The following is a 25,183-nucleotide window of genomic DNA, read 5'->3' on the forward strand; positions in this document are numbered from 1 at the left end:
AAACTTGTACATTTGGTCACAGCCATGGTCAGAAATCGCCAAACATTCACCCCTGAATATAAAATCTCAGCATAAATTGAAAATAATGGTCAAAACATTTGGATATTAACATAGAAAGCGATTTGGGATAAAGCTTGTATGTTTCAATAAATAATTGTATCTTTGTTGCGAAAAATCCATGAAAATCCGCAATACCGTTGCGGAAAATCTATGAAAATCCGCAATATAAACGAACAAATACATAATGTATGATTGAACGTATATGCCATATTGACAAGGAGTTAGAGGATAGTATATTTTTGTTTGGTGCCCGTCAGACAGGAAAAAGTACCTTTTTGCGTCAGAAATTTCCAGACAGTATATACATTGACTTGTTGGATACAACTATAAAGGGGCGCTTCAGTCGTCGGCCTTCTCTGCTTTATGAAGACTTTCGCCTCTGATTATCCTGAAAGCAAACTGTTGATAGTTTCGTTAGATCCAATCAACAGAAAGATGGGAGATGTAGAGTGTATCTATATCATTGATTTTTTCAGAAGACTTTGGAGCGAAGGTATATGATAATCTGTAGCACACAGTGTTGTCTCTTTAACCCAAATCGGTCATTAGGGCTTGCCTGGATTTTGTTTTTTAGAAGAGTGGATTTTGTTTGGCTTTTAATGAGTAATAGCGGGCTATTGCGAATTAAAAACAAGCAAAAGACGCCTTATAAAAAGCAAAAGACTGCAAGCAGTTATTAAAATTATACATTAAACGGCCTAATGACCGATTTGGGTTTAATCCAAATCCTCTCTTCTAAAAGAGCAAAATCCAAGCAAGCCCTAACAACCGACCGATTGGGGGTTAAGTTGGTAGATATGAGTAAAAGGTGCAAATATCGCTGATTTTTAGTAAAAAACGAGAATTTCTGAAAAACTGTCAGATTGTCTGGTTTTTCGTTGTAATATCCTGATAAACAAACAGTTAACTGTCTGGCAACTGTCAGCCAATTGTCTGGATGGTTTGCTGATGAAAGGGCTGATAGTTGAATGTGTACAAGACTGTATCGCGGATACGCTTACTTACAATTATCAGATGAAAGGAATTCTGACGACAGGAATGGCATGCGTTGGCAGAATTCTGAAAACAGGGATATGGGTATTACAACATCAACTTATTGGGCATCCGTCTGACAGAAAATCTGCCCAACAGGGGCAAGCACGTTGCCCATGATGGGCAAGCACGTTACCCCACATGGGCACGCTGCTTGCCCATTTTCTGTAGTTTTGATTACCCTTATTATATATATAAAAGTAATGAAGTCCAATGTCACGACAGGCGGAAATCGTCAGGCATAATAGTCGCGCAGCTGGGCGGCAAGTGCCGCGAGCTGTTCTATGCTGCCGTTGCCATAGCGCTGCCATATCTGCTGACAAGGCTGGAGCAGCGGCGTAACCATAAACTCCTGTCTGTTGAGATACGGATCGAGAATCTGATATACGTTGAGCACATCCTCCACTACCCTTGCCTTCACGCCTATCAGCCGCGCCAGCTCCTCCACCTCTGGTGTGGACGCCACCATCGTAATCGGCGTGAGACGGAAATAGAGGTCGAGCACGAGGATGAGAGCCACCGGCGTGAGCGGTTCACAATGAGGAATCTGGCGGAAATCCTTCTCGAAAGTCTCCTTCACCTCCACCCCATCATAGAATGCCGAAGCGCAGGAGAATCCCATCATGCTCCTCACCTTGGCAGCGTCGGCACGCAACCGCCGGGGATTGTCCTTGTAGCGCTGCATCAAGCTGCTGAGAAACGGTGTGGCACCGTTGCGCAGGTCGAACATCTTCTCATATATAAAGGACGGCGGCAGATGCAGTTCGATGCTCAGATCCACCATCTGCCTGCTGTACATACGTTTCAGCCCTACGGGTTTGCGCATATACAGTTGCATCACCAGAAGCCAATAATCATCTTGCCAAAGAGAAGAAATGCCAGCCATAGTAGTATCATTTGATTAATTTCTGCAAACTTAAGAAAAAATGTGGAAACAAAAGAATTATTTTTCGTAACTTTGTGCGCTGATAATAATAATACCCGTTTTAAACGGCCTAATGACCGATTGGGGTTAAACAGCCACAAACGGTTATGAAAACAAGGATTTTCATATAACAAGCTTTACGAACCAAGATACTGCCGCCACAAGAGGGCAACAGAATGAAAATAAGGAATATAAGACAAAACGGGTATTAGGGATACGGTCTTATTGCCTTTCAATAAAAACGACAAACTAAATAATACATATTCGATAAATAACAAACTAACTAAAAAATACTAATATGGATACATTCTCAAAGAATTTCTCCCTTGAGGGCAAGGTAGCTCTCGTTACGGGAGCAGCCTACGGTATCGGTTTCGCCATTGCCGAGGCTTACGCAAAGGCAGGTGCGAAGATTGCCTTCAACTGCCGTTCACAGCATCATATGGACCAGGCTCTCGCCGACTACAAGGCTAAGGGCATCGAAGCAAAGGGCTACATCTGCGACGTTACGAATGAGGAGGAGGTGAAGAAGATGGTTGCCGACATAGAGAAGGAACTTGGCGTCATCGACATCCTCGTGAACAACGCCGGCATCATCAAGCGCATCCCTATGACAGAGATGAGCGTGGAGGATTTCCGCCAGGTTGTCGACATCGACCTCAATGCTCCATTCATCGTGTCGAAGGCCGTTATCCCCGGAATGATAAAGAAGGGCCACGGCAAGATCATCAACATCTGCTCAATGATGAGCGAACTGGGTCGTGAGACTGTTTCTGCATACGCTGCTGCAAAGGGCGGACTGAAGATGCTCACCCGCAACATCTGCTCTGAGTTCGGCGAGCACAACATCCAGTGCAACGGTATCGGCCCGGGCTATATCGCCACTCCACAGACCGCTCCGCTGCGCGAGCGTCAGGCTGACGGCAGCCGCCATCCTTTCGACAGCTTCATCATCAGCAAGACTCCTGCCGCACGCTGGGGAACTCCAGAGGACTTGATGGGTCCTGCCGTATTCCTCGCTTCTGATGCCAGCGACTTCGTAAACGGTCACGTGCTCTACGTTGACGGTGGTATCCTGGCTTATATCGGCAAGCAGCCTTGATATGCTGACGACAGAAGGAACACGGCCGTAAAAATATCACTCCCCCACCCTGTGTGTGTCTCTCTCTGAGACCTGTCTGGGGAAATAGAAAATAAATGCGCCTCAAGCATCTTTGTCATCGACAAGAGCTTGAGGCGCATTGTTTTTCTTTCAAACGGCATAATGACCGATTTGGGGTTATGGTTTCTTGTATATCAGCGTGAGTCCGTCGCGCAGCGGCAGCATCACACGCTCCACTCTGGGGTCGCGCGCCACGAAGTCATTGAATGCCTCAATGCCGTGTGTCTGCTTGTCCTTGTCGTAGGCGTGGTCCACCACATGTCCGTCCCACAGTGTGTTGTCGGCAAGGATGAATCCTCCGGGTCTGAGCAGCGAGAGCACCATCTCATACGACTCCATATACGTGCGCTTGTCGCCGTCAACAAATGCCATGTCGAACTCCACTCCGAGCTTGGGAGCCTCGGTCATTGCATCGCCGATGATGAAGCGTATCTTGTCGGCGACTGCCGACTGCTCTATCCAGGGACGCGTGAAGTCTTCCTGCTCGTCGTTTATCTCGAAGGTATACACCATTCCTCCCTCTTCCAGTCCTTCTGCCAGACAGATGGCGCTATAGCCGCTGAAGGTGCCTATCTCGAGGATGTTCTTCGGACGGATCATCCTCACGAGCATCTTCAGCACCCTACCCTGCAGATGTCCGCTCGCCATGCGTCCATGCAGCAGATGGATATTGGTGGCGCGGTATAGGCGATACAGATAATCGCCCTCCGGGTCGCTATGATCGAGGATATACTTTTCTATTTCTGAATTCATTGTCCAATCTGAGTGATGATACTTACAGCATCTTCAGCACCTCAGCATTGAGGTATGGCTTGATTTTGCTGAATGGCACGATGAATCTCACGCAGCCTGCGGCATAAGAAAACAGTTCGTATGGCTGATAGATAATCATTACGCCCTCCTTGGTGAGATACGGTGCTGTTTTTGGCAGCGGCAGGAAATCCACTGTGCAATCGGCTCCCACTATCATACTCTGCAGTTCATCATCGGACATTCTCTTGCCGTCGAACTCCTGGAAATAGTCTTTCATTCCCTCTTTGAGAATGGTGTTGAAAGATCTGTCGCCATAGACAGACTGTTTCAGTATCTCGCTGCCGAAGCGTCTGCCGTCGCTCTTGCGGAACGTCATGCCGCTCATGTTGCCTATGCCGTGGGCACCGCCAAGATACTGGTAGATGCCGCAGGTGTAGGTCACGTATTTGTCTGTCTCACAGTCTTTTCTGATATCCGCGCTCCACGACACCATCTGGTCGGCGTCAAGTCCCAGTTCCTCGATGTTGGCATTGAGATATTTCTTCGTGTCTGCCACATAATGCTGCAACAGCGAATCCTTGTTTCCGAGCGATCCCATGTAAGTGGCTCCGAGCTGCTCACTGATATATTCGGCAATGGAGTTTTTGAGATACTGATTGCCGGCAGTGGGGTAGTCGAAGACTATTCTTATCTCCATCCTCTTGTCGCTATGGTTGTATACCACAGAGTCTGTCTGCAACTGCTCATTGGCGACAACCTTGTCTGTCTGCAACTGCTCACTGGCAGTAGCCTTGTTTCCGCTGCAAGAGAACATGGCCAATGTGGCCAAAGCTCCCAGAATAATGCCTTTTGTTTTCATAATTGTTTTTTTTAGATCAATAATAGTGGCAGCATGTCTTGCCAGACTGTACAGCCCAAAGGGTTATCTGGTGTTGGGGATCATACTTTCTGTGCCAGCCATGTCATCCATTTCCCGCCTTTCATACACAATATGCCGATTACGACAAACGGTATCGACAGCAGCTGTCCCATGTCGAGTGGGAGAGAGGCCTCGAAAGCCTCCTGCACCTCCTTGGTGTATTCTATGAAGAAGCGTGCCGTGAAGATATATGTGAGACAGAGTCCGAAGAAGAATCCCGTGCCCACCTTCTGCGGAGATTTTCTGTAGAAATACAGTCCGATGACAAACAGCAGCGCATAGGCTATCGCCTCATACAGCTGCCCCGGGTGTCTTGGCTGCATGTCCACCTGCTGGAACACGAATGCCCATGGCACATCGGTCACTTTTCCTATTATCTCCGAGTTCATCAGGTTGCCAAGCCTTATGAAACACGCCGTTATAGGCGTTGCTATGGCGATGTTGTCGAGCACCGTCCATAGGTTCAGCTTCGTCTTCCTGACGTATAGCAGCAGCGTGATGATGAGTCCTATCGTTCCGCCGTGGCTTGCCAGTCCGGCATATCCCGTAAAGCGCCATCCTCCGTCGGGCAGGAAGCGTATGGGTATCAACATCTCCACCATGTGCTGGCCTGAGGAGAGAAAATAGTCCGGTTCATAAAACAGACAGTGTCCGAGTCGTGCGCCGATGAGTATTCCGAGGAAGCAGTATATGAAGAGCGGTTCGAAGAGCGTCTCCTTGATTTTCTGCTGTATATACAGGCGCCTCACTATGAAGTATGCCGCCAGGAGTCCTATCAGCCAGCACAGGGCATACCAGCGCATGGCGAAGGAACCTATCCTGAAGGCCTCTATGCTTGGGTTCCAGTCAATGAAAAGCATTTTCTATTTTTTATTCACATGTCGTTGACATGCTACGAGTTGACGAGTTGACAAGTTGACGAGTTGACGGGGCGTCTACACGTTGAATCTGAAATGCATGATGTCGCCATCCTGCACCACATACTCCTTGCCTTCGATGCCGAGCTTTCCGGCTTCTCTCACGGCTGCCTCTGATCCATACTGGATATAGTCGGCATATTTTATCACCTCTGCACGGATGAAACCTTTCTCGAAGTCGGTGTGTATCACTCCTGCACACTGTGGCGCCTTCCATCCCTTGTGGTATGTCCATGCCTTTACCTCCATCTCTCCGGCGGTGATGAAAGTCTCGAGGTTGAGCAGCGAGTAGGCTTTCTTGATGAGTCGGTTCACACCACTCTCTTCCAGTCCGAGCTCGTCGAGGAACATCTTCTTGTCTTCGTATGTCTCCAGTCCGGCGATGTCTTCCTCTGTCTTTCCGGCTATCACGAGAGTCTCCGCTCCTTCTTCCTTGGCGATATCTTCGATGCGCTTTGAGTATTCGTTGCCTGTCTTGGCGGCAGTCTCGTCAACGTTGCATACGTAGAGCACAGGCTTTGCGGTGAGCAGGAAGAGGTTGCGTGCTGCTTCCTGTTCCTCCTTAGAGTCGAATTCCACGGTGCGTGCGTTCTTTCCCTGCTCCAGGGCTGCCTTGTAAGCCTCGAGCACACCCACTTCCACCTTGGCATCTTTGTTTCCTGCCTGTGCCACCTTCTGCTGCTTGCCCAGTCGCGCCTCAATGGTCTCCAGGTCTTTGAGCTGCAGCTCGGTGTCGATTATCTCCTTGTCGCGCACGGGGTCTATCGTCCCGTCAACGTGTGTGATGTTGTCGTCGTCGAAACAGCGCAGCACGTGGATGATGGCGTCGGTCTCACGGATGTTTCCGAGGAATTTGTTTCCGAGTCCTTCGCCCTTGCTTGCTCCCTTCACGAGTCCGGCGATGTCTACTATCTCGCAGGTTGCCGGCACGATGCGTCCGGGGTGTACTATCTCGGCGAGCTTCGTGAGTCGCTCGTCGGGCACGGTGATAACACCGACGTTAGGTTCTATAGTACAGAAAGGGAAGTTTGCCGCCTGTGCCTTAGCGCTTGAGAGGCAGTTGAAAAGAGTGGACTTTCCCACGTTAGGGAGTCCAACGATACCACATTTTAGTGCCATGTCTTAGTTTTATATTTATTCTTTTATTGTTTTCTGAAAAAAAACATTATCACCCTGCCCCTTATTCCGGAATTGGCATCCGGCAATGGGGGAGGGCAGAGCTTGCAAACAGCGACTGTATGGGCAAATGAAAATATCCGTGTCAACTCGTTTCCTCGTCAACCCGAATGCCCGTCTGCCGTCTTCTGTTTTTACTATCAATCTGCAAATATAAGAATTTTACACTCAACGGACGCATAATTTCGAGAAAACTGTTTGCCGCAGGCATATATTTCATTAAATTTTGCATTCTACGAGTGTAAAAAGGGATGTTTCATTTCTGCCTGCGCATGGTATGCCTGATCATAATCCTCTGAGCCAGACTCCGAAGAAGCGGTCGTACACGATATATCCTTTGTCTGAAAGATATACATACTCTTCGTCAGCAAGATATTTCAAGGCTCTCTGCACGCTACTTGCCGTCTTGAGCTGATGCCTGCTGATGAATGGTCCCGACATAGGTTCCGCCACGCTGCCTTCCCTCGCTATCGCCAGCAGAAGGTTTGCCTGGTTAGCTGTGAGCAGATGGAACAGGCGTTTGTAGTCTTCTTCTTCTGACAGTATTATCTGACGCACCACCTCGTCCAGTTTCTTACGGGTTACTTCCATGTCGGAGAGACGGTAGAGGCGGTTCATCACTGCCTGTATATACCATGTCACTCCATCCACGCTGTCGTAGATATCATGGAAAAATTCCGGTGAGATGGAAACGTTTTTCTCTCTCAACTTATCCTCTGCAAAGGCAAAATAAACAGCCTCGTCGAGGGTATGCAGGCTCAATTTCTCCGTACTTCTGTAGAAGGGATGCTTTGGTGAATTGAACATTTCCATCATCATGTGCAAACGGCTTCCGGAAAATATGAAGCGGGCGTTGCTCATAGTCTGGATATGGGTGCGCAAGAGTGCTTCTACGTTTTTCTCAGGATATTCCAACACCTGCTGAAACTCATCGAAGGCAATGTAGCAACAGCGTTTTGACTGGGCTATATATGAGAATATCTCGTCGAGAGTGGATTCCGACGACTGTGGTGAGAAACTGAGCGACACCTGAGGAAGGCCGGTCATGAAGTCGGTAGACATCGTGATTTGACTACCCTTGAAAACCTTTGTTATCGCATTCTCGGCTTTCTGTAGCGGCGTGTCGAGTTTGCCGACTATCGCCTTGGCGAATGTCTGCACGAAATCATACAAAGAATTGGTGGCATAGATATCAATATAGAAGCAGACGGCATCGTTGTCCATCTCCTTTATCTTATGAAACACATGACGTATAAGACCTGTCTTGCCATACCTTCTCGGACTCATAAGGGTGAGATTGCAGCCATTTGTCAACGATGATATAATGTCTTCGCTCTCTTTCTTACGGTCGCAGAAATACTCTGGTCCTTCGTATCCATACAACAAAAAAGGATTGTCTATCTTTCTCATAACCAACGTTTTGTTATCATTACGCATTTTGCGTTACGCATTTTGCGTAATCACTTTGCAAATATAACGATTTATTTGCTTACACACAATTTTATGGCACCTTTTCATTACACTTGCGGGTATTTCATTGCATTGACGAAAACCAGACGTTAGGACTTGCCGGTGAAAATGCAATTGAAGCTATTAACGACATCACACCCGACAGGGAATACATAATACTGAATGTCAAAGACATGACGAACTTGAACAAAAAAATATCAAAACTTGTAAATACAGAATATAATGACTAACTTTGCAGATTGAACTCAACATATAAATACAATTTTTATTCACGAAAAACAATAAAACACATATAACACAATGGAGTATAACTTCAACGAAATCGAAAAGAAATGGCGACAGAAGTGGGTGGAAGACAAGACCTATAAAGTCGTGGAAGACAAGGAGAAAAAGAAATTCTACGTGCTCAACATGTTTCCTTATCCTTCGGGAGCAGGACTCCATGTGGGACACCCGTTGGGATATATCGCCTCTGACATCTACGCAAGATACAAGAGACAGAACGGATTCAACGTGCTCAACCCGATGGGATACGACGCTTACGGACTGCCGGCGGAGCAGTATGCCATACAGACAGGACAGCATCCGGCAGTGACCACAGAGACTAATATCGCAAGATACAGAGAACAGCTCGACAAAATAGGATTCTCGTTCGACTGGGACAGAGAGGTGCGCACATGCGACCCGAAATACTATAAGTGGACACAGTGGGCTTTCCAGAAGATGTTCAAATCATTCTACTGCCAGAAATGCCAGAAGGCAATGCCTATCGAAGAGCTGGTGAAGATGTTTGAAGAGAAAGGCAGCGAGGCGGCAGAGAACGTGGCAAAGAGCGAGGAACTGACATTCACCGCCGAGGAATGGAAGCAGATGACGGAGAAGGAGCAGCAGCAGGTGCTCATGAACTACCGCATAGCTTACATCGGAGAGACGATGGTGAACTGGTGTGCCGGTCTCGGCACGGTGCTCGCCAACGACGAGGTGGTGGACGGTGTGTCGGAACGCGGAGGATTCCCCGTGGTGCAGAAGAAGATGCGCCAGTGGTGTCTGCGCGTCAGCGCTTACTCACAGAGACTGCTCGACGGACTGGACCAGGTGAACTGGACTGACAGCATCAAGGAGACCCAGCGCAACTGGATTGGACGCTCGGAAGGAACGGAGATGAACTTCAAAGTGGCCGGACAGGACTGGGACTTCACCATCTTCACAACACGTGCTGACACTATCTTCGGAGTGACATTCATGGTGCTGGCGCCTGAGAGCGAACTCGTGGAGAAACTCACCACAAGCGAACAGAAGGCTGAGGTGGACGAATATCTCGCCTACGTGAAGAAGCGCACAGAGCTCGACCGCATGGCAAACCACAAGGTTACGGGAGTGTTCTCCGGCTCTTATGCCGTGAACCCTTTCACGGGCGAGAACATCCCTGTATGGATTTCTGAATACGTGCTCGCAGGATACGGTACGGGAGCCATCATGGCTGTGCCTGCCCACGACTCACGCGACTACGCATTCGCCAAGCATTTCAACCTGCCTATAATCCCGCTCATCGAGGGTGCCGACGTTAGCGAGGAGAGCTTCGACGCCAAAGAGGGAACGGTATGCAACTCACCGGCACCAACGGCAAAGAACGCCATCGCCGGATTCTCGCTCAACGGACTGAGCGTGAAGGAGGCTATCGCAACGACAAAGAAATACGTTACGGAGAATGACATCGGAAAGGTGAAGGTGAACTACCGCCTGCGCGACGCCATATTCTCACGACAGAGATACTGGGGTGAGCCATTCCCCGTATACTACAAGGACGGTATGCCATACATGGTGCCGGAAGAGTGTCTGCCTGTGGAACTGCCTGAAGTAGACCAGTATAAGCCTACGGAAACAGGCGAGCCGCCATTGGGACACGCCAGGAAATGGGCTTGGGACACGGAGAAGAACGAAGTGGTGGACAAGGCGCTCATCAACGACACCACGATTTTCCCGCTGGAGCTGAACACCATGCCTGGATTCGCCGGTTCGTCGGCTTACTACCTGAGATATATGGACCCACACAACGACAAGGCACTCGTGGCAAAGGATGTGGACGAATACTGGCAGAACGTGGACCTCTACGTGGGAGGTACGGAGCATGCCACAGGACACCTCATCTACTCGCGCTTCTGGAACAAGTTCCTGTATGACTACGGATGCTCTTGCAAAGAGGAGCCATATCAGAAACTCGTGAACCAGGGAATGATACAGGGACGCTCTAACTTCGTATACCGCATAAACAGCGACGACCATTCAAAGGCACCGGTGTTCGTGAGCCTCGGACTGAAAGACCAATATGAGACTACTCCGATACACGTTGACGTGAACATCGTGAACGCTGACGTGCTCGATCTGGAGGCTTTCAAGAAATGGAGACCTGAATATGAGAACGCCGAGTTCATACTGGAAGACGGAAAATACATCTGCGGATGGGCAGTAGAGAAGATGTCGAAGTCGATGTTCAACGTGGTGAACCCCGACATGATCGTAGAGAAATACGGTGCCGACACTCTGCGCCTGTATGAGATGTTCCTCGGTCCGGTGGAGGCAAGCAAGCCTTGGGACACCAACGGCATCGACGGTTGCCACCGCTTCCTGAAAAAGCTATGGGGACTGTTCTTCAGCCGCGACGGACAATTCCTGCCAACCGACGAAGAGCCTACGGCAGAACAGCTGAAGAGCATACACAAGCTCATCAAGAAGGTGACCCGCGACATTGAGCACTTCTCATACAACACGAGCATCTCGGCATTCATGATTTGCGTGGGAGAACTGCAGCAGATGAAATGCCACAGCAAGATGGTGCTGCAAGACCTCGTGGTTCTCATCTCACCATTCGCACCGCATGTGGCAGAGGAGCTGTGGCATCAGCTCGGCAACGAGACTACGGTATGCGACGCCAAATGGCCTGAGTTCAACGAGAAATATCTCGTGGAAAGCAGCATGCAGCTCACGATATCGTTCAACGGAAAGGCGCGCTACCAGAAGACATTCCCCGTTGACGCCGACAACGAGACGATAAAGAACGAGGTGCTCGCCGACGAGAAGAGCCAGAAATACCTCGAAGGCAAACAGGTTGTGAAAGTCATCGTGGTGCCTAAGAAAATCGTTAACGTGGTGATAAAATAATCCTTATACAATCCCTTCCCTGACCTGCTGCCGATAAATGGCGGATGGAGCAGGGGAGGGGATTGGAAACATTCTGAGAAGAAAGAAACAAGGCCTGGCAAAGAGAAAAACCGGCCCTATAAATAACCTTAACTCATATACTAATCAAACAGCAGAGACCAGGAGTCTCTAACAACTAACTTTTTATTATGGCAACTGACAACAACAATGCAGCTTTCGCACAGAAAAATGGTGGCGGAATAATACAATTCATGAGAAGTAACGCCGGCAAGGCGCTGGGAAGAGAGATAAAAGACTATTTCTTCATCACTCTCGGACTTATGCTATACACATTCGGATTCACCGTCTTCCTATTGCCATACGAGATTGTGACGGGCGGTATCGCCGGTGTAGGAGCCATCGTGTTCTATGCAACGAAATTTCCGGTGCAGTGGACTTTCTTCATCATCAACGCCGCGCTCATAGTGGCGGCACTGAAGATACTGGGATGGCGGTTTCTGGCAAAGACAATCTATGCCACATTCGCACTGACCGTGATGCTCGACATAGCGCAGAAAGTGGTGGAGATGCCCGACGGCACTTTCTATAAGCTGATGGGAGAGGGCAACGACTTCATGTCGCTCGTCATCGGATGTATGCTCACGGGAACGGCGCTCGCCATCGTGTTCCTCAACAACGGCAGTACAGGCGGTACCGACATCATCGCGGCGGTGGTGAACAAATACCACAATATCTCGCTCGGTATGGGACTTATCATGGTGGACCTCTGTATCATCAGCAGCAGCTTGCTCATCGAATCCTTCGGTACGTTCCCAGAGAGATGCACGATGGTGGTGTTCGGACTATGTACGATGTTCATCGAATGCAACATGCTCGACTTCGTGATGAACTGGCAGCGACAGTCCGTGCAGTTCATGATATTCTCAAAGAAACACCAGGAGATTGCCAACGCCATAGCAAAGGAGACCGAGCACACAATGACAATACTCGACGGTCACGGATGGTATTCCGGCGACCCTATAAAGGTGATCTGCCTCATGGCAAAGAAAAGGGAAAGCGTGGAAATCTTCCGCGTCATAAAGTCTATAGACCCTAATGCCTTCGTAAGCCAAAGCAGCGTGCAGGGCGTATTCGGAGAGGGCTTCGATCCGATAAAGGTGAAGGTGAAGGCACAGAAACTGGAAAAGGAAATGAAAAAACAACAGGAGAATGCTTGACAAATAGAAGAAGACCCCTCCTGACATTCCCCAGAAGAGAGAGAGAGACAGTACTCAGAACATATAAGGAAGTATGAGGAAAATAATACTGTCTCTCACACAAGGAGATGTCAGGAGGGGTCTTGCTGACTTGTAAACTCATAAGACTTGTCTTCTCGTCAACTCGTTTACTTGTCAACTCGTCAACTTGTCTACCCGTCAACTATAAATAAACATGAAAATAGTATTTGCAACAAACAACGCTCACAAACTGGAAGAAGTGAGAAACATTCTTGGAAACAAATTCCAGGTATTGTCGCTCAACGACATTGAATGCCACGTGGATATTCCGGAGACAGGAAAGACTCTGGAAGAAAATGCCATGATAAAGGCAAAATACGTGTTTGAACATTATCATATCAGTGTGTTTGCCGACGACACAGGACTCGAAGTTGAAGCTCTCGGCGGAGAACCCGGAGTATATTCTGCAAGATATGCGGGAGGCGACGGACACGACAGCGAGGCAAACATGAAGAAGCTGCTCGCCAACCTCAAGGGAGAGGAAAACCGCAAGGCGCGTTTCCGCACCGTGATAGCCTATATTCTGAAAGACGAAGACTCTGGCGGTATAGCTGCCCAGGGAGAGATGGAAGGCATAGTGGAAGGCGAGATAACGGAAGAAAAGAAGGGAGAGTCGGGATTCGGCTACGACCCTATATTCCAGCCTACCGGCTACGACAAGACATTCGCCGAACTCGGCAACGACATAAAGAACAAAATCTCTCATAGGGCAAGGGCTGTGGAGAAATTCGCACAATTCCTCTTTTCCGCCACCTGTCAGCAATAATTCAGCAGGTTGTTGCGTTATAAGAGAAAACAATAAAGAAAAAAAAGAAATGCGCAGACACTTCATATCACTCCTCACATTGCTCGCCGCAATGACGACAAACGCCGGAGCACAGAATCTGGACAAATGGAAGGCATATATGGCTTATGGAAAGATTACAGACATAGAGCCTGCCGGAAACATGGTTTATGTGCTCAGCTCCGGCGACTTGTTCTCATACAACATCACGGACGGAAGCGTGGCGACATACGACAAGGTGTTCCCGCTCAGCGAATGCACAATATCGCAGATAGCATGGAACAACACGGCGAAGAAGCTTATCATAGTATACGACAACTACAACATCGACCTGCTCGACAACAAGCTGAACGTGACGAACATCGCGGGCTACTACGACAAGACGATGACGGTAAGCAAGGATGTAAACAAGGTGGTGATAGAGGGCAGTCTGGCATATCTGTGTACGGCTTTCGGACTGGTGCAGATTGACATGAAGGAGGGACTTATCCTCGACACCTACAATCTGGGAAAGAATGTTACCGACTGTGCCTTCAGCGGAAACAAGATATACGTGAACACCAGCGACGGAATACTGGCAGCCGACAAGTCGGCAAACCTGCTCGACAAGTCTAACTGGCACGCCACGACAGACAATGTATCGTTCAACCATGCCAACGACATCGCCACGACATGGGACAACGGATATCTGCAATACGTGGCCTACGACAAGACAAACAAATGCTACTGGACCAACCAGGAGGACGAGAAGCTGCAGGCATACACCGTTACCGCCGACGGCACGAAGACCGTGACGCTGAGCGACATAAATCCCGTAGGTACACCGAAATACAATACCATCGGTTTTCTGAAGATAAGGAACGGAAAGCTCTATACCTGCAACGGTGGAGAGTGGGACAGGGAAAAGCCAGCCACGATACAGGTGTACGACATCGACGGCAATACCTGGACTACTTACGACGACAAGGGAATAGCAGAGAAATACGGTATCATATATAAGGATATGCTTTGTCTCGACATCGACCCCAAAAACGACAACCACGTGATGGCTGGATCACAAAGCGGACTATACGAATTCCTCGACGGAAAACTGATCAACAGATTTGACTACAAAAACAGTCCGATATCCTTCGTCGACGGTCTGGAAGGTAATCCGAACTATCAGATCATCACATCGTTGTTCTACGACAAAGACAACACGCTGTGGGTAATAAACCATCAGGCTATAAACAAAGGAATACTGAAATATTCTGCCGACGGCAAATGGTCGTCGCCAGACAAGACCATAAACCACCTCTCCGTGAACAATGCCAAGATCATGGGATACGACTCTCATGGCAGGATTTGGATAAATAACGGACGTAATGCCAACCCTGGAGTGTATTGCTATTCTGCCGACGGCAACAATCTATATAGCTACACGCATTTCGTGAACGAGGACATGGCGGAAATAAGCGGTATCGAGAGATGCAAGACGCTCGCCGAAGACAGAAGCGGAAATATATGGGTGGGAACTAACGTTGGTCTCTTCGAACTGACAGAGGAATACCAGCGCGACCCGTCGCTCGGCTTCTATCAGGTGAAGGTGCCCCGCAACGACGGTACCAATTATGCCGACTATCTGCTTGCCGGACTCGACATCACCACGATGGCAATAGACAATGCCGACCGCAAATGGATAGGCACGAGCCGCGACGGCGTGTATGTCATAAGCAGCGACAACATGGTGCAGGAGGCTCACTTCCTGGCATCAAACAGCAGTCTGCTCGCCGACGGTATCCTCGATATAGAGATAGACAAGCAGACGGGAACGGTATATATAGGAACTGAAAAGGGTCTGTGCTCAGTGGAAAGCAATGCCGTGGCTACCAACGAGAGCATGAGCAAAGACAACGTATGGGCTTATCCTAATCCCGTGAAGCCTGACTATACGGGACTCATCAACATAGTAGGACTTGCCTACGACAGCGACGTGAAAATCACAACCACAAACGGTGTGCTCGTGGCTGAAGGACGAAGCACCGGAGGATCCTTCCAATGGGACGGATGCGACAAGAAGGGCAGGAGAGTGGCAAGCGGCATATATATGGTGAACACAGCGACGCAGAGCGGAGACAGCGGCACGGTATGCAAGATTGCGGTGATAAACTAAGTCTATATATATATTTATATGGTGATATAACCAAGCCTATATAATATATTAACAAGGAAAAACAACGGTATGACGCCCAAGTGCTTTATCAAGCGTTTTGTCCATTATATATAAAAACAAGGAAATAAAGACAGATGAAATATTCGATAAGGAAGAAATGGAATGAGATGAGGGGATTTGTCTTCTTCACACTGGCAATAACGCTGCTGTGGGGAATGGAATTTGCCTTTGCCGACTTCTACGACTCACCATGCAACAGCATGAAAGACTTTGTGGGACAGGCTTTCCAATGGGGAGCGATAGAGATGACAACCTTTGTCTTCATCTGGATGATAGCAGCAAACAAATATGTCTTCGCCGTGGCGTATCCGCTGCTGACGGCACTGACTTCTGCCGTGGCGTTCTTCCGCTATACAATGAAGGTCACGGTGACGCCGATGACCATAGACCTCACCTTCACCAACGACCTCACAACGACGTCAGACATGATAACGCTGCCGCTCATACTTTTTATCCTCATAAATCTCATCGCGGCTATATTCATAGCGAGATGGCGATTCATAAGGCTGGACAATCTGAAATGGCAATGGATACACATCATCGTCTGCATGGCACTGATATACGGCATTTTCCACAACGGACGACTTGGAATACCGGTATCCAACCGTCTGCCCTTCAATATCTATGCCTCGCTAAACGAATATCTCGGCAACAAGCGCATCGTGGCAGACAAGCGTCCTGCCTTCGGCGGAAAGACGACATGTGGCACTGACAGCATCGACGTGGTGTTCATCATCGGTGAGACGCTGCGTGCCGACCACATGCAGATCAACGGATATGCAAGGCCCACCACGCCGCTGCTGGCAAAGGAGAAGAACGTGGTGTCACTGCCTGACATAGAGTCAGAATACTGGTTCACCCACGAGAGCGTGCCGTATATCATGACCAGGGCCGACCACAACACCAAGGACAGGGCATATACAGAACGGTCGTTCATCGACATCTTCAAGAGAGCCGGCTACCACACATCATGGATTTCAAACCAGGAGAGCGTTCCCACATTCATATATTTCATGAAGGAGGCAGACAAGCTGACGTATGTAAACGGCGGCAAGTCGCTATATATCTATGACTCATGGCTCGACGACGATGTGCTGCCCCCTCTTGACAGTGCACTGACAAACGGAAAGTCAAACAGCCGCAACCTTATCGTCATACACAGCATCGGTTCACACTGGTGGTATAACGCCCATTATCCCAAGTCGGCAGCCCGTTGGAAACCGGAACTGACGAGTCGCGTGATAACGGAGAACAGCCGGCAGCAGTTCATAAACTCCTACGACAACACCGTATTATATTCCGACAGTTTCTGGCATCAGGTGAGAGAACGTCTGCGCCATCGCAACGCCATAGTGATATATCTCTCCGACCATGGCGAAAACCTGGGCGAAGACGGACAATATACACATGCCAACGACACCAAGGAGGTGAGAAACGCCGCCTGCTGGATATGGTGCTCCGACAAATACAAGAGCCGTTATCCTGAGAAATACGCAGCCCTGGAGAGAAACGCCAAGAAGAAATACAACACGGCATTCCTCTTCCATTCCATCATCGATGCCGGCGACATCAGCACTCCTTACATCGACAAGAAGTATGATGTATTCAAATAGACAATGACTATATAACTATATAATGATTACCGTCTGCATAGCGACATACAACGGATCGAGATATATCCGCCAGCAACTCCTGTCCATCCTGCCACAACTGGCAGAGACGGACGAGATTGTCGTGTCCGACGACGGATCGACAGACGATACATCTGAAATAGTGCGCTCCATCGGCGACAAGAGGATAAGGATTGTGGATAACCGCAAAGGAGAAGGTGGAAAACATTATCACAAGGAAGAAGATGGAAAGCATTATCACAAGGAAGAAGGTGGAAAAAACGCCCTCAGCAACAGTCTGACACGGAACTTCGAAAATGCCCTGCGCCATGCTAAAGGCGACTATATCTTCCTCTCCGACCAGGACGACGTGTGGATGGAAAACAAGGTGGCGGTATGCATGGAAGTCCTGCGCAGCCACCACTGTGTGGTCAGCGACGCCATAGTGACAGACAAAGACCTCAACGACACCAACGACTCTTTCTACAAGATGATAAAGATGAAACCCGGCAGACTCTATAACCTGCTGTGGCACAACGGATATACGGGGTGCTGCATGGCTTTCAGACGCGACGTGATGCAGAAAGCGCTGCCCTTTCCTGCCGACATACCGATGCACGACATCTGGATAGGCAACGTGGCGGCTTTCTTCTTCGACGTGGCATTCATAAACGACCGACTGATATATTTCCGCAGACACGAGAGCGCCGCGTCTTGCAACGCCAAAGGAAGCCGCTTCTCGACGGCAAGGCAGATTCTCTTCAGATGGAAAACAATAAAGAACCTAATAACACACAAATCATGACATTGAGCGTAATCATCCCGATATACAATGTGGAAAAGATGCTGCGACGATGTGTTGACAGCGTGAGAATACAGGGATTCGACGATATCGAGATACTTCTCATCAACGATGGTTCGACCGACGGTAGCGGAATCATCGCTGAGGAGTATGCCGCTACATACAAGAACATAAAATACTGGAAGAAGGAGAACGGCGGACTCTCCGATGCCCGCAACTTCGGCATCGAGAGGGCAGAGGGTGACTATATCACCTTCGTAGACAGCGACGACGAACTGGCTCCCAATACCTACAGTCCGCTGATAGCATTGCTGCAGGAACATCCGTTTCTCGACATACTGGAATATCCCATGCTGCAGCGACCGGGACTACGCGACGAGACCCTCTTCAATCCCGGCAACCACCTCTTCAGAGACGCCCTCGACTGGCTGGCATACAAGGGAACGGAACACTGCTGGGCATGCAACAAAATATACAAGAGAAGCCTTTTCAATAACGTGGCATTCGAAAAAGGCAAGAAGTTTGAAGACATCCTACTCATGGCACTGCTGATAAAGCAGAAGCCGATAATAGCCACCATAGACAAAGGCAGATACCTATACCACTACAACGACAACGGCATAGCGGCTACCGACAAGAGCAACGGACTGTCGTCGCTGCTCGACGCCCAGCTGCATCTCGTCAGCCAACTGAACATCAACACCAGGGAGCGCCGTTGGCACCGTGTGTATATGGACATGCTGACAGCACAGCTTTATTCATACCAGAAGACAGGAAAAATAAGACTGGCACAACAACACGTGTCCCTCTTCGGCTATGCCACATGGAAAGATACGCTGAAGGCGATGTTCGTGAACACCATAGGACTGGAACGCACCTGCCGCCTGTTCGGCAGGATGAAAAGGTAAGGAAACAAACATGAAAATAACATATATCGTAGAAGATTTCTCTGAAAACGGAGGTGTGGAACGCATCGTGACAGAAAAGGCAAACACTCTGGCTACCGAATACGGACATGAAGTGAGCGTGGTGTCGGTTTACGACGACAAGCGCAGAGAGCTATACCATCTTGACGAAAGCATCAAGATGGTGCATCTCGGTGTGCCGTTCGCCGACAAGCACCACGGCAAGCTGATAAAGCTCATCAGCCGCACTAACACGCTGATGACGGCAGCCCGACGACTGAACAAGACTATAAAGAGCCTGCAGCCCGATATAATATTCTTCACCACCACCCTCGGAGCACTGCTACTCCCACTCTGCCACACCAAGGCACGCAAGATATACGAGTCGCATCTGGCACGTCCGTTCACCCCCTACCATCGCCTGTTCTCCATTATGGAGCGCAAAGCCGACACCGTGGTATGCCTCACCAACGGCGATGCCATGGAATATTCCAACGCATGCCGCACGCTGGTGATTCCTAACTTCATCAAAAAGCCGGCGAAGAGAGTGGAGGACTATAGCGTGAAACGGGCTATCGCCGTGGGCAGACTGGAAGAGCAGAAGGGATTTCTTCCGCTCATAGACCACTGGAAAGAAATCGCCCGGCTGCATCCCGACTGGCATCTCGACATATATGGTGACGGTTCGCAGCGCGCCATGCTGCAGGCTGAGATAGAGAGACTCGGCATGCAGGAGCATATAACACTCTGCGGACGGTCGAACAACATCATGGACGTATATCCGCAATACAGCCTGCACATCATGCCCTCTCTATACGAAGGACAGCCAATGGCGCTGATAGAGGCACAGTCGTGCGGACTGCCATCCGTGGTGTTCGATTTCGACTTCGGTGCCTCCGACATCGTGCGCAACGGCTACAACGGCATCATTGTGGAGCAAAGCCACTACTCGTCGCTCATCAAGGGTATCACCACGATGATGGACTCCGAAGCCCTCAGACGCCAATACGGCGACAATGCCATAGCCGGAAGCCACGCATATTATAAAGAAAATGTATTTGGAAAATGGATACAGTTGTTGAACCCTGACCGGTAATCATACCGTTTGGGGTTAAATGAGAAGAGATGACCTGTACATCTCTTCATACATCTCTGCCACCTTTCTGTAGTCATGGTATTTCTTCACGAATGCCATGCTCTGGCGGGAGAGCCTTTCTATCATACCGTCGGTAAAGAGAGCCTTTTCTATTATCGCCATGTTCTCGGCATCCGACAGTTCCGGACTCACGTTGATTATAGGACGCAGTTCTTTCTCGCCAATGAAATCATAATATTCCTCCTCTCCGCCACCTATCACCACAGTGCCGAGCGCCATTGCCTGCAAGGAATTCATCGACGGAGTGAAACTGTAGAGCTGGTCAACGAGCACGTCAGCCTCGGCAAGCATCCGCTTGTATTCTTCGAGCGGCACGCCCTCCACATATCTTATCTCCATCCTGCCGGGATGGCGCAGCTTGATTGCTTCGAGCCATTCCGCCATACGCATGGCACCCTTCATGAAGTCGCGCTTGGGCTGTATGCCCACGAGAATTTTCACCACACCGCCGTTTTCCTTCCTTCTGGCGCCTTCCGTCCCGTTCTGTGGCAGAATCATAGGCAGCGGCAGATAATGAAGCTTACGGACAAAAGAATCCACGTTATAGCACAACCAATATTCATACAGGCAAGCCACGAGAGCGTCGGCCTTTGCCGATGTATACCGCCAGCAGCCATACGCCCCATGCAGCATCACCTCGTCGATACGCTCCGCATTCTCTGCCATATTCTGCGGTCTGCCGTTCCAATACGTGTCGCTATATCTCGGCACTCCTTTTTTCTGGCGCGCGAAAATCTGAGGGTCATCGCCGAAACAGCCCTTCACGGTCTTCTTGTTAAGAAGTCTGAGGAAAAAGAAAAGCAGTTTGTTCCACCCGTATTTCAGTGGAACAAACTGATAGTTGTGTATCTGAACAATATCGTTGCCTACGAGTTGCGTCAGGTGTCTCGCAATCTGCCATAACACTTTCAGTCCGCCCAGTTTTCCCCACTTTCTGTCTCTCCTCAGGTCGATGTCTCTCGGAGCGTCGTGCCATCCGTTGCCGTCAGACATGGTCACTACGGTATGTCCGCGCTCCTGGAGTCCTTTTTTCAGAGTGTTGTGCAGAAAACTGGCTTCGCCAACCAACAATATTTTCATATTCGTATTATATAATAGAGGAACTGTTCAAACCCATCCAGACCTTCCACTTGGGTAGATGTATTACTTTTACAGACAAGTAAACTCAAATTCCTCCTTAACTCAGCTCAAGCATTCTCTCGATAGGCTTCACAGCGTCGCGGGCGATTTCAGGAACCACTTCCACTGTAGGCCACTCACATTTCAGAGCGTTGTAAATCTTGCGCAGCGTGTTCATCTTCATATAGTCACACTCGTTGCAAGAGCAGCCCAGCGAACCCTCGCTCACCTCTGGCGGCACGGGGATGAAAGTCTTCTCCGGACACTTGTTCGTCATCTCATACAATATTCCGGACTCCGTAGCCACGATAAACTCCTTAGTGTCGCTCTCCACGGCATGCTTCAGCAACACAGCAGTAGAACCCACCACGTCGGCAAGCGCCACCACCGGTCCTTTACACTCCGGATGCACAAGCACCTCAGCTCCCGGATGCTCCTTCTTCAGTCTTACTATCTCCTGTGCCGAGAAGCGCTCATGCACGTGGCATCCACCGTTCCACAGCAGCATGTTTCTTCCCGTCACACTGTTGATATACGAGCCGAGGTTGTAGTCAGGACCGAAGATCAGCTTCTCGTCCTTCGGGAAGGTGTCAACGATCTTCTTTGCGTTTCCGCTCGTCACCACCACATCCGTCAGCGCCTTCACCGCCGCCGTGGTGTTAACATAGCTCACCACCTTATATCCAGGATGCTCCTCCTTGAATTTCTTCAAGTCTTCAGCCTTGCATGAGTCAGCGAGCGAACATCCCGCATTGAGGTCAGGACAGATCACCGTCTTCTCCGGTGAGAGAATCTTGCAGGTCTCCGCCATGAAATGCACTCCACACATCACGATGATGTCAGCCTTCGTGTCGGCAGCCTTTCTCGCCAGTGCGAGCGAGTCGCCGATGAAGTCAGCCACCTGCTGGATGTCGCCGGTGGTATAGTAGTGTGCGAGAATCACAGCGTTTTTCTCCTTGCACAAGTTTCTTATCTCTTTGGCCAGGTCTACGCCGTCGGCCACAGGTTCGTCGATATAACCTTTCTCGACCCACTTCTTGTCAACAGTCATATTATTATATTTCTTTTTTGTTTTTAATTTTTAAATTCAAATATGTGTAGTATGATATGCTGTGGATTTGTTCATAACTTCTGTCGTATTTCCTTGGTCATTTTCTTGTCAACACAATATCTTGATTTATCAACAGGTTATTATGTGTCTTTCTTTCTCTATTTCAGCATGAAAGCTCATTTATCCACAATTTCCACATTCGGTGCAAAGATAATAAGTTTATATCTTTTGCTGCTCCTTTTTCGTGGAAAAGTTTTCTAATAGTTGTTTATAAGCTTGTGGATATCCACAGGGATTTTTGATTTCTTTTTTTGCTGTGGATAAAGTACAACTTATCAACACGGTTATCAACAGGGTTTTCCACAACTGTGTGGGAAGGATAAAATTATATGTAATGGATAGGGTAAATATGTACTTTTTGGGGCACGGTGCTTGCCCCATATGGGAAAGCTGCTTTCTCAACATGGGCAAGCAGCTTTCCCCTGATGGGCAGAATTGCTTTCCAACGGTTGCCCGATACAGGCATTTATATCCATGTTTATGTTTACAGAATTCAGACAACGGTGAATAGGGGTGAGTCTTCCTCTTACTATACATTGTGATTCTCCCCCATGCAGCTATATTACCGTACCGCTACGGTTATAATTACCGGTTGTGGATAATAGTGTGGACAACAGTGGTATTAGATTAAAAACCAAAGTCTGATTCTGCCATTCTCTTCTTGCCTGTCTTCCCCCCTGATCCTTGCGAAACTTGGGCTTACTTACACAATAATAATTAATAAATTTGGGAGTTTACCCTATTATCATTACTTTTGTATTTAAGTTTCCATACTATTCGCCCATTGGCAGCATTGTGGATAACTTTGTTGGCAATATGGTGCCTCGCCATGAAAAGTCCCTGCAGAGAGGGGACTGGCGACAGGTGCAGGGATTGTGGAAAAATATGCCATCCGCATAGCCTGCACCACAAGAGAAAGAATTGAAAAATAAAAAAACAGAAGATTACAAAATGCAAGAGACAAGACAAAATCGTATAGCAAGACTCCTGCAGAAGGAGCTGAGCCTTATTTTCCAGAGTCAGACAAGAGCCATGCACGGAGTGATGGTGTCGGTGACGAGGGTCAGGGTGAGCCCAGACCTCAGCATCTGCACGGCATATCTGAGCATCTTCCCGTCGGACAAGGGAGAGGAGATAATAGAAAACATCAGAAAGAACGAGAAGACGGTGCGCTACGACCTCGGTCAGCGGGTGCGCAACCAGCTGCGAATCATTCCGGAGCTGCGCTTCTTCATCGACGACTCACTCGACTATATTGAGCATATCGACGAGCTTCTGAAGAAATAGGAGAGTCATGAATTTTCCATTCTACATAGCACGCCGTTACCTCTTCTCAAAGAAGAGCACACACGCCATAAACATCATCAGCTGCATCAGTGCCGTTGGCGTGGCAGTGGCCACGATGGCTCTCGTGGTGACACTCAGTGTGTTCAACGGTTTCCACGACCTCGTGGCATCGTTCTTCACATCCTTCGACCCGCAGATAGAACTCGTGCCTGCAGAGGGAAAGACGGCACCTGCCGACGACCCGCTGCTGCAGAAGGTGAGAAAGCTGCCGGAGGTTGACGTGGCGTCGGAGTGTGTGAAAGACCAGGCGCTTGCCATATACAAGGGCAAGCAGACCATGGTGTGGGTGATGGGCGTTGACGACAACTTCGAACGTATGTCGCGCATCGACGACATACTGTATGGCGACGGCACGTTTCTGCTCCAGGCTGCAAACCTGAACTTTGCCGTGGTGGGCATACGCCTCGCCGAGACTCTCGGCATGAATGCCAACTGGGACGGCAACCTGATGATATACGCTCCGCGGAAGACAGGACAGCTCGACCTCGCCAATCCATCCGACGGATTCGTAGTTGACTCGCTGATTTCACCGGGAGTGGTCTTCATGGTGAAACAGGGGAAATACGACCGCGACCACGTGATAGTGCCAATCACCATGGCGCGCACACTGTTTGAACAGCAGGGAATGCTGTCGTCGCTGCAGATTCGCCTAAAGAACGGCAGCGACCTCAATGCCGTGAAGGAGAAGATGCAGAATATCGTAGGCAACCGCTACCGTGTGCTCGACCGCTATGAGCAGCAGGCAGACACGTTCCGGATAATGAAGGTGGAGAAATTCATCGCATATATCTTCCTCACGTTTATACTCATCGTGGCGAGCTTCAATATCATCGGTTCGATATCCATGCTGATAATCGACAAGAAGGACGATGTGGTGACGCTCAGGAATCTCGGTGCTACCGACCGTCAGATTTCCCGTATATTCCTCTTCGAGGGCAGACTGATATCCTTCTTCGGAGCATTGGCAGGAATACTCATCGGACTGCTTCTCTGCTGGCTTCAGCAGCAGTTCGGTATCGTGGCGCTGGGACAGTCGAGCGGCACATTCGTAGTGGATGCCTATCCCGTAAGCGTGCATCCGGAAGACGTGCTCGTGGTGTTTGCCACGGTGATTGCGGTAGGTTTCCTGGCGGTGTGGTATCCTGTGAGATATTTCTCACGCCGTCTGTTGGGCTGACGGCGTGTAGCGGCAGGATAGTAGACGGGGCATTACCACAATAAAATCGGTCATTAGGAATGTCGGCAGACGAATTATCGACGCCAACACCCTAATGACCGATTTGGGTA

19 protein-coding genes are annotated in these 25,183 nt (G+C 49.2%); 11 read left to right on the plus strand and 8 right to left on the minus strand.

The window, feature by feature from the left end:
* Positions 1-1,327: 1,327 nt before the first annotated feature.
* Entirely contained in the window at positions 1,328-1,978 is a 651-nt protein-coding gene (locus ST42_RS11065) for a hypothetical protein (protein ID WP_044064395.1), read from the minus strand.
* Between the two features lie 337 nt (positions 1,979-2,315).
* Here ST42_RS11065 and ST42_RS11070 point away from each other — a divergent pair, with 337 nt between their 5' ends.
* Complete coding sequence (locus ST42_RS11070; RefSeq protein WP_022316906.1) at positions 2,316-3,119, plus strand: gluconate 5-dehydrogenase; 804 nt, start codon at positions 2,316-2,318, stop codon at positions 3,117-3,119.
* Between the two features lie 177 nt (positions 3,120-3,296).
* On the opposite strand, the gene ST42_RS11075 is transcribed toward ST42_RS11070, so the two are convergent.
* From ST42_RS11075 to ST42_RS11095, 5 genes are all read right to left on the minus strand, one after another.
* A complete protein-coding gene (locus tag ST42_RS11075) occupies positions 3,297-3,932 on the minus strand; it encodes an O-methyltransferase (protein ID WP_042518044.1) in 636 nt (211 codons plus the stop codon).
* A gap of 22 nt (positions 3,933-3,954) precedes the next feature.
* Positions 3,955-4,791 (minus strand): RsiV family protein, encoded by an 837-nt coding sequence (locus ST42_RS11080; RefSeq protein ID WP_044073554.1) that lies wholly within the window; start codon positions 4,789-4,791, stop codon positions 3,955-3,957.
* 80 nt (positions 4,792-4,871) lie between these two features.
* A complete protein-coding gene (gene lgt / locus ST42_RS11085) occupies positions 4,872-5,711 on the minus strand; it encodes a prolipoprotein diacylglyceryl transferase (protein WP_044073555.1) in 840 nt (279 codons plus the stop codon).
* Positions 5,712-5,786: 75 nt separating this feature from the next.
* Positions 5,787-6,887 (minus strand): redox-regulated ATPase YchF, encoded by a 1,101-nt coding sequence (ychF, locus tag ST42_RS11090; RefSeq protein WP_022316910.1) that lies wholly within the window; start codon positions 6,885-6,887, stop codon positions 5,787-5,789.
* Positions 6,888-7,229: 342 nt separating this feature from the next.
* Complete coding sequence (locus tag ST42_RS11095; RefSeq protein WP_044073574.1) at positions 7,230-8,354, minus strand: AAA family ATPase; 1,125 nt, start codon at positions 8,352-8,354, stop codon at positions 7,230-7,232.
* A gap of 360 nt (positions 8,355-8,714) precedes the next feature.
* Between ST42_RS11095 and leuS the strand changes: the two genes are divergently transcribed.
* The 8 genes from leuS to ST42_RS13305 all read left to right on the plus strand — a co-directional run bounded on the left by leuS (position 8,715) and on the right by ST42_RS13305 (position 20,259).
* A complete protein-coding gene (gene leuS, locus ST42_RS11100) occupies positions 8,715-11,573 on the plus strand; it encodes a leucine--tRNA ligase (protein WP_044073556.1) in 2,859 nt (952 codons plus the stop codon).
* Between the two features lie 251 nt (positions 11,574-11,824).
* Positions 11,825-12,790 carry a YitT family protein gene (locus tag ST42_RS11105; RefSeq protein ID WP_042518119.1) on the plus strand — a complete coding sequence of 322 codons (966 nt, stop codon included), beginning with the start codon at positions 11,825-11,827 and terminating at the stop codon, positions 12,788-12,790.
* Positions 12,791-13,004: 214 nt separating this feature from the next.
* The gene (locus ST42_RS11110) at positions 13,005-13,616 is read left to right on the plus strand and encodes a non-canonical purine NTP diphosphatase (RefSeq protein ID WP_022316914.1); all 612 of its coding nucleotides are present in this window, start codon (positions 13,005-13,007) and stop codon (positions 13,614-13,616) included.
* Between the two features lie 49 nt (positions 13,617-13,665).
* A complete protein-coding gene (gene porZ / locus ST42_RS11115; RefSeq protein WP_044073558.1) occupies positions 13,666-15,786 on the plus strand; it encodes a type IX secretion system anionic LPS delivery protein PorZ in 2,121 nt (706 codons plus the stop codon).
* Positions 15,787-15,920: 134 nt separating this feature from the next.
* Entirely contained in the window at positions 15,921-17,459 is a 1,539-nt protein-coding gene (locus ST42_RS14645) for a phosphoethanolamine transferase (protein ID WP_042518055.1), read from the plus strand.
* A 22-nt stretch (positions 17,460-17,481) separates the two neighbouring features.
* On the plus strand, positions 17,482-18,261 hold the full coding sequence (locus ST42_RS11125) for a glycosyltransferase family 2 protein (protein ID WP_044064388.1): 780 nt from the start codon (positions 17,482-17,484) through the stop codon (positions 18,259-18,261).
* On the plus strand, positions 18,222-19,166 hold the full coding sequence (locus ST42_RS11130; protein ID WP_082026164.1) for a glycosyltransferase family 2 protein: 945 nt from the start codon (positions 18,222-18,224) through the stop codon (positions 19,164-19,166). The genes ST42_RS11125 and ST42_RS11130 overlap by 40 nt, the downstream gene beginning before the upstream one ends.
* A gap of 10 nt (positions 19,167-19,176) precedes the next feature.
* Complete coding sequence (locus ST42_RS13305; RefSeq protein ID WP_052488334.1) at positions 19,177-20,259, plus strand: glycosyltransferase family 4 protein; 1,083 nt, start codon at positions 19,177-19,179, stop codon at positions 20,257-20,259.
* 15 nt (positions 20,260-20,274) lie between these two features.
* Here ST42_RS13305 and ST42_RS11140 read toward each other — a convergent pair whose 3' ends face one another.
* Both ST42_RS11140 and nadA read right to left on the minus strand, forming a co-directional pair.
* Entirely contained in the window at positions 20,275-21,399 is a 1,125-nt protein-coding gene (locus ST42_RS11140; protein ID WP_044073559.1) for a glycosyltransferase family protein, read from the minus strand.
* Positions 21,400-21,496: 97 nt separating this feature from the next.
* On the minus strand, positions 21,497-22,489 hold the full coding sequence (gene nadA / locus ST42_RS11145; protein ID WP_044073560.1) for a quinolinate synthase NadA: 993 nt from the start codon (positions 22,487-22,489) through the stop codon (positions 21,497-21,499).
* A 1,011-nt stretch (positions 22,490-23,500) separates the two neighbouring features.
* On the opposite strand from nadA, the gene rbfA reads away from it, so the two are divergent.
* Entirely contained in the window at positions 23,501-23,836 is a 336-nt protein-coding gene (gene rbfA, locus ST42_RS11150; protein WP_022316924.1) for a 30S ribosome-binding factor RbfA, read from the plus strand.
* Between the two features lie 7 nt (positions 23,837-23,843).
* Positions 23,844-25,073 (plus strand): FtsX-like permease family protein, encoded by a 1,230-nt coding sequence (locus ST42_RS11155; RefSeq protein ID WP_022316925.1) that lies wholly within the window; start codon positions 23,844-23,846, stop codon positions 25,071-25,073.
* Positions 25,074-25,183 lie beyond the last annotated feature (110 nt).

The organism is Prevotella pectinovora (genome assembly GCF_000834015.1).
Taxonomy (GTDB): domain Bacteria; phylum Bacteroidota; class Bacteroidia; order Bacteroidales; family Bacteroidaceae; genus Prevotella; species Prevotella pectinovora.

What these genes read in the sequence shown, in the direction of transcription:
- lgt (WP_044073555.1), bottom strand. Translation starts at nt 5,711, where the DNA reads ATGCTTTTCATTGACTGGAACCCAAGCATAGAGGCCTTCAGGATAGGT.
- ST42_RS14645 (WP_042518055.1), top strand. Translation starts at nt 15,921, where the DNA reads ATGAAATATTCGATAAGGAAGAAATGGAATGAGATGAGGGGATTTGTC.
- ST42_RS11130 (WP_082026164.1), top strand. Translation starts at nt 18,222, where the DNA reads ATGGAAAACAATAAAGAACCTAATAACACACAAATCATGACATTGAGC.
- ST42_RS11125 (WP_044064388.1), top strand. Translation starts at nt 17,482, where the DNA reads ATGATTACCGTCTGCATAGCGACATACAACGGATCGAGATATATCCGC.
- leuS (WP_044073556.1), top strand. Translation starts at nt 8,715, where the DNA reads ATGGAGTATAACTTCAACGAAATCGAAAAGAAATGGCGACAGAAGTGG.
- ST42_RS11070 (WP_022316906.1), top strand. Translation starts at nt 2,316, where the DNA reads ATGGATACATTCTCAAAGAATTTCTCCCTTGAGGGCAAGGTAGCTCTC.
- ST42_RS11105 (WP_042518119.1), top strand. Translation starts at nt 11,825, where the DNA reads ATGAGAAGTAACGCCGGCAAGGCGCTGGGAAGAGAGATAAAAGACTAT.
- ST42_RS11140 (WP_044073559.1), bottom strand. Translation starts at nt 21,399, where the DNA reads ATGAAAATATTGTTGGTTGGCGAAGCCAGTTTTCTGCACAACACTCTG.
- porZ (WP_044073558.1), top strand. Translation starts at nt 13,666, where the DNA reads ATGCGCAGACACTTCATATCACTCCTCACATTGCTCGCCGCAATGACG.
- ST42_RS11095 (WP_044073574.1), bottom strand. Translation starts at nt 8,354, where the DNA reads ATGAGAAAGATAGACAATCCTTTTTTGTTGTATGGATACGAAGGACCA.
- ST42_RS11155 (WP_022316925.1), top strand. Translation starts at nt 23,844, where the DNA reads ATGAATTTTCCATTCTACATAGCACGCCGTTACCTCTTCTCAAAGAAG.
- nadA (WP_044073560.1), bottom strand. Translation starts at nt 22,489, where the DNA reads ATGACTGTTGACAAGAAGTGGGTCGAGAAAGGTTATATCGACGAACCT.
- ST42_RS11075 (WP_042518044.1), bottom strand. Translation starts at nt 3,932, where the DNA reads ATGAATTCAGAAATAGAAAAGTATATCCTCGATCATAGCGACCCGGAG.
- ST42_RS11065 (WP_044064395.1), bottom strand. Translation starts at nt 1,978, where the DNA reads ATGGCTGGCATTTCTTCTCTTTGGCAAGATGATTATTGGCTTCTGGTG.
- ST42_RS13305 (WP_052488334.1), top strand. Translation starts at nt 19,177, where the DNA reads ATGAAAATAACATATATCGTAGAAGATTTCTCTGAAAACGGAGGTGTG.
- ST42_RS11110 (WP_022316914.1), top strand. Translation starts at nt 13,005, where the DNA reads ATGAAAATAGTATTTGCAACAAACAACGCTCACAAACTGGAAGAAGTG.
- ychF (WP_022316910.1), bottom strand. Translation starts at nt 6,887, where the DNA reads ATGGCACTAAAATGTGGTATCGTTGGACTCCCTAACGTGGGAAAGTCC.
- rbfA (WP_022316924.1), top strand. Translation starts at nt 23,501, where the DNA reads ATGCAAGAGACAAGACAAAATCGTATAGCAAGACTCCTGCAGAAGGAG.
- ST42_RS11080 (WP_044073554.1), bottom strand. Translation starts at nt 4,791, where the DNA reads ATGAAAACAAAAGGCATTATTCTGGGAGCTTTGGCCACATTGGCCATG.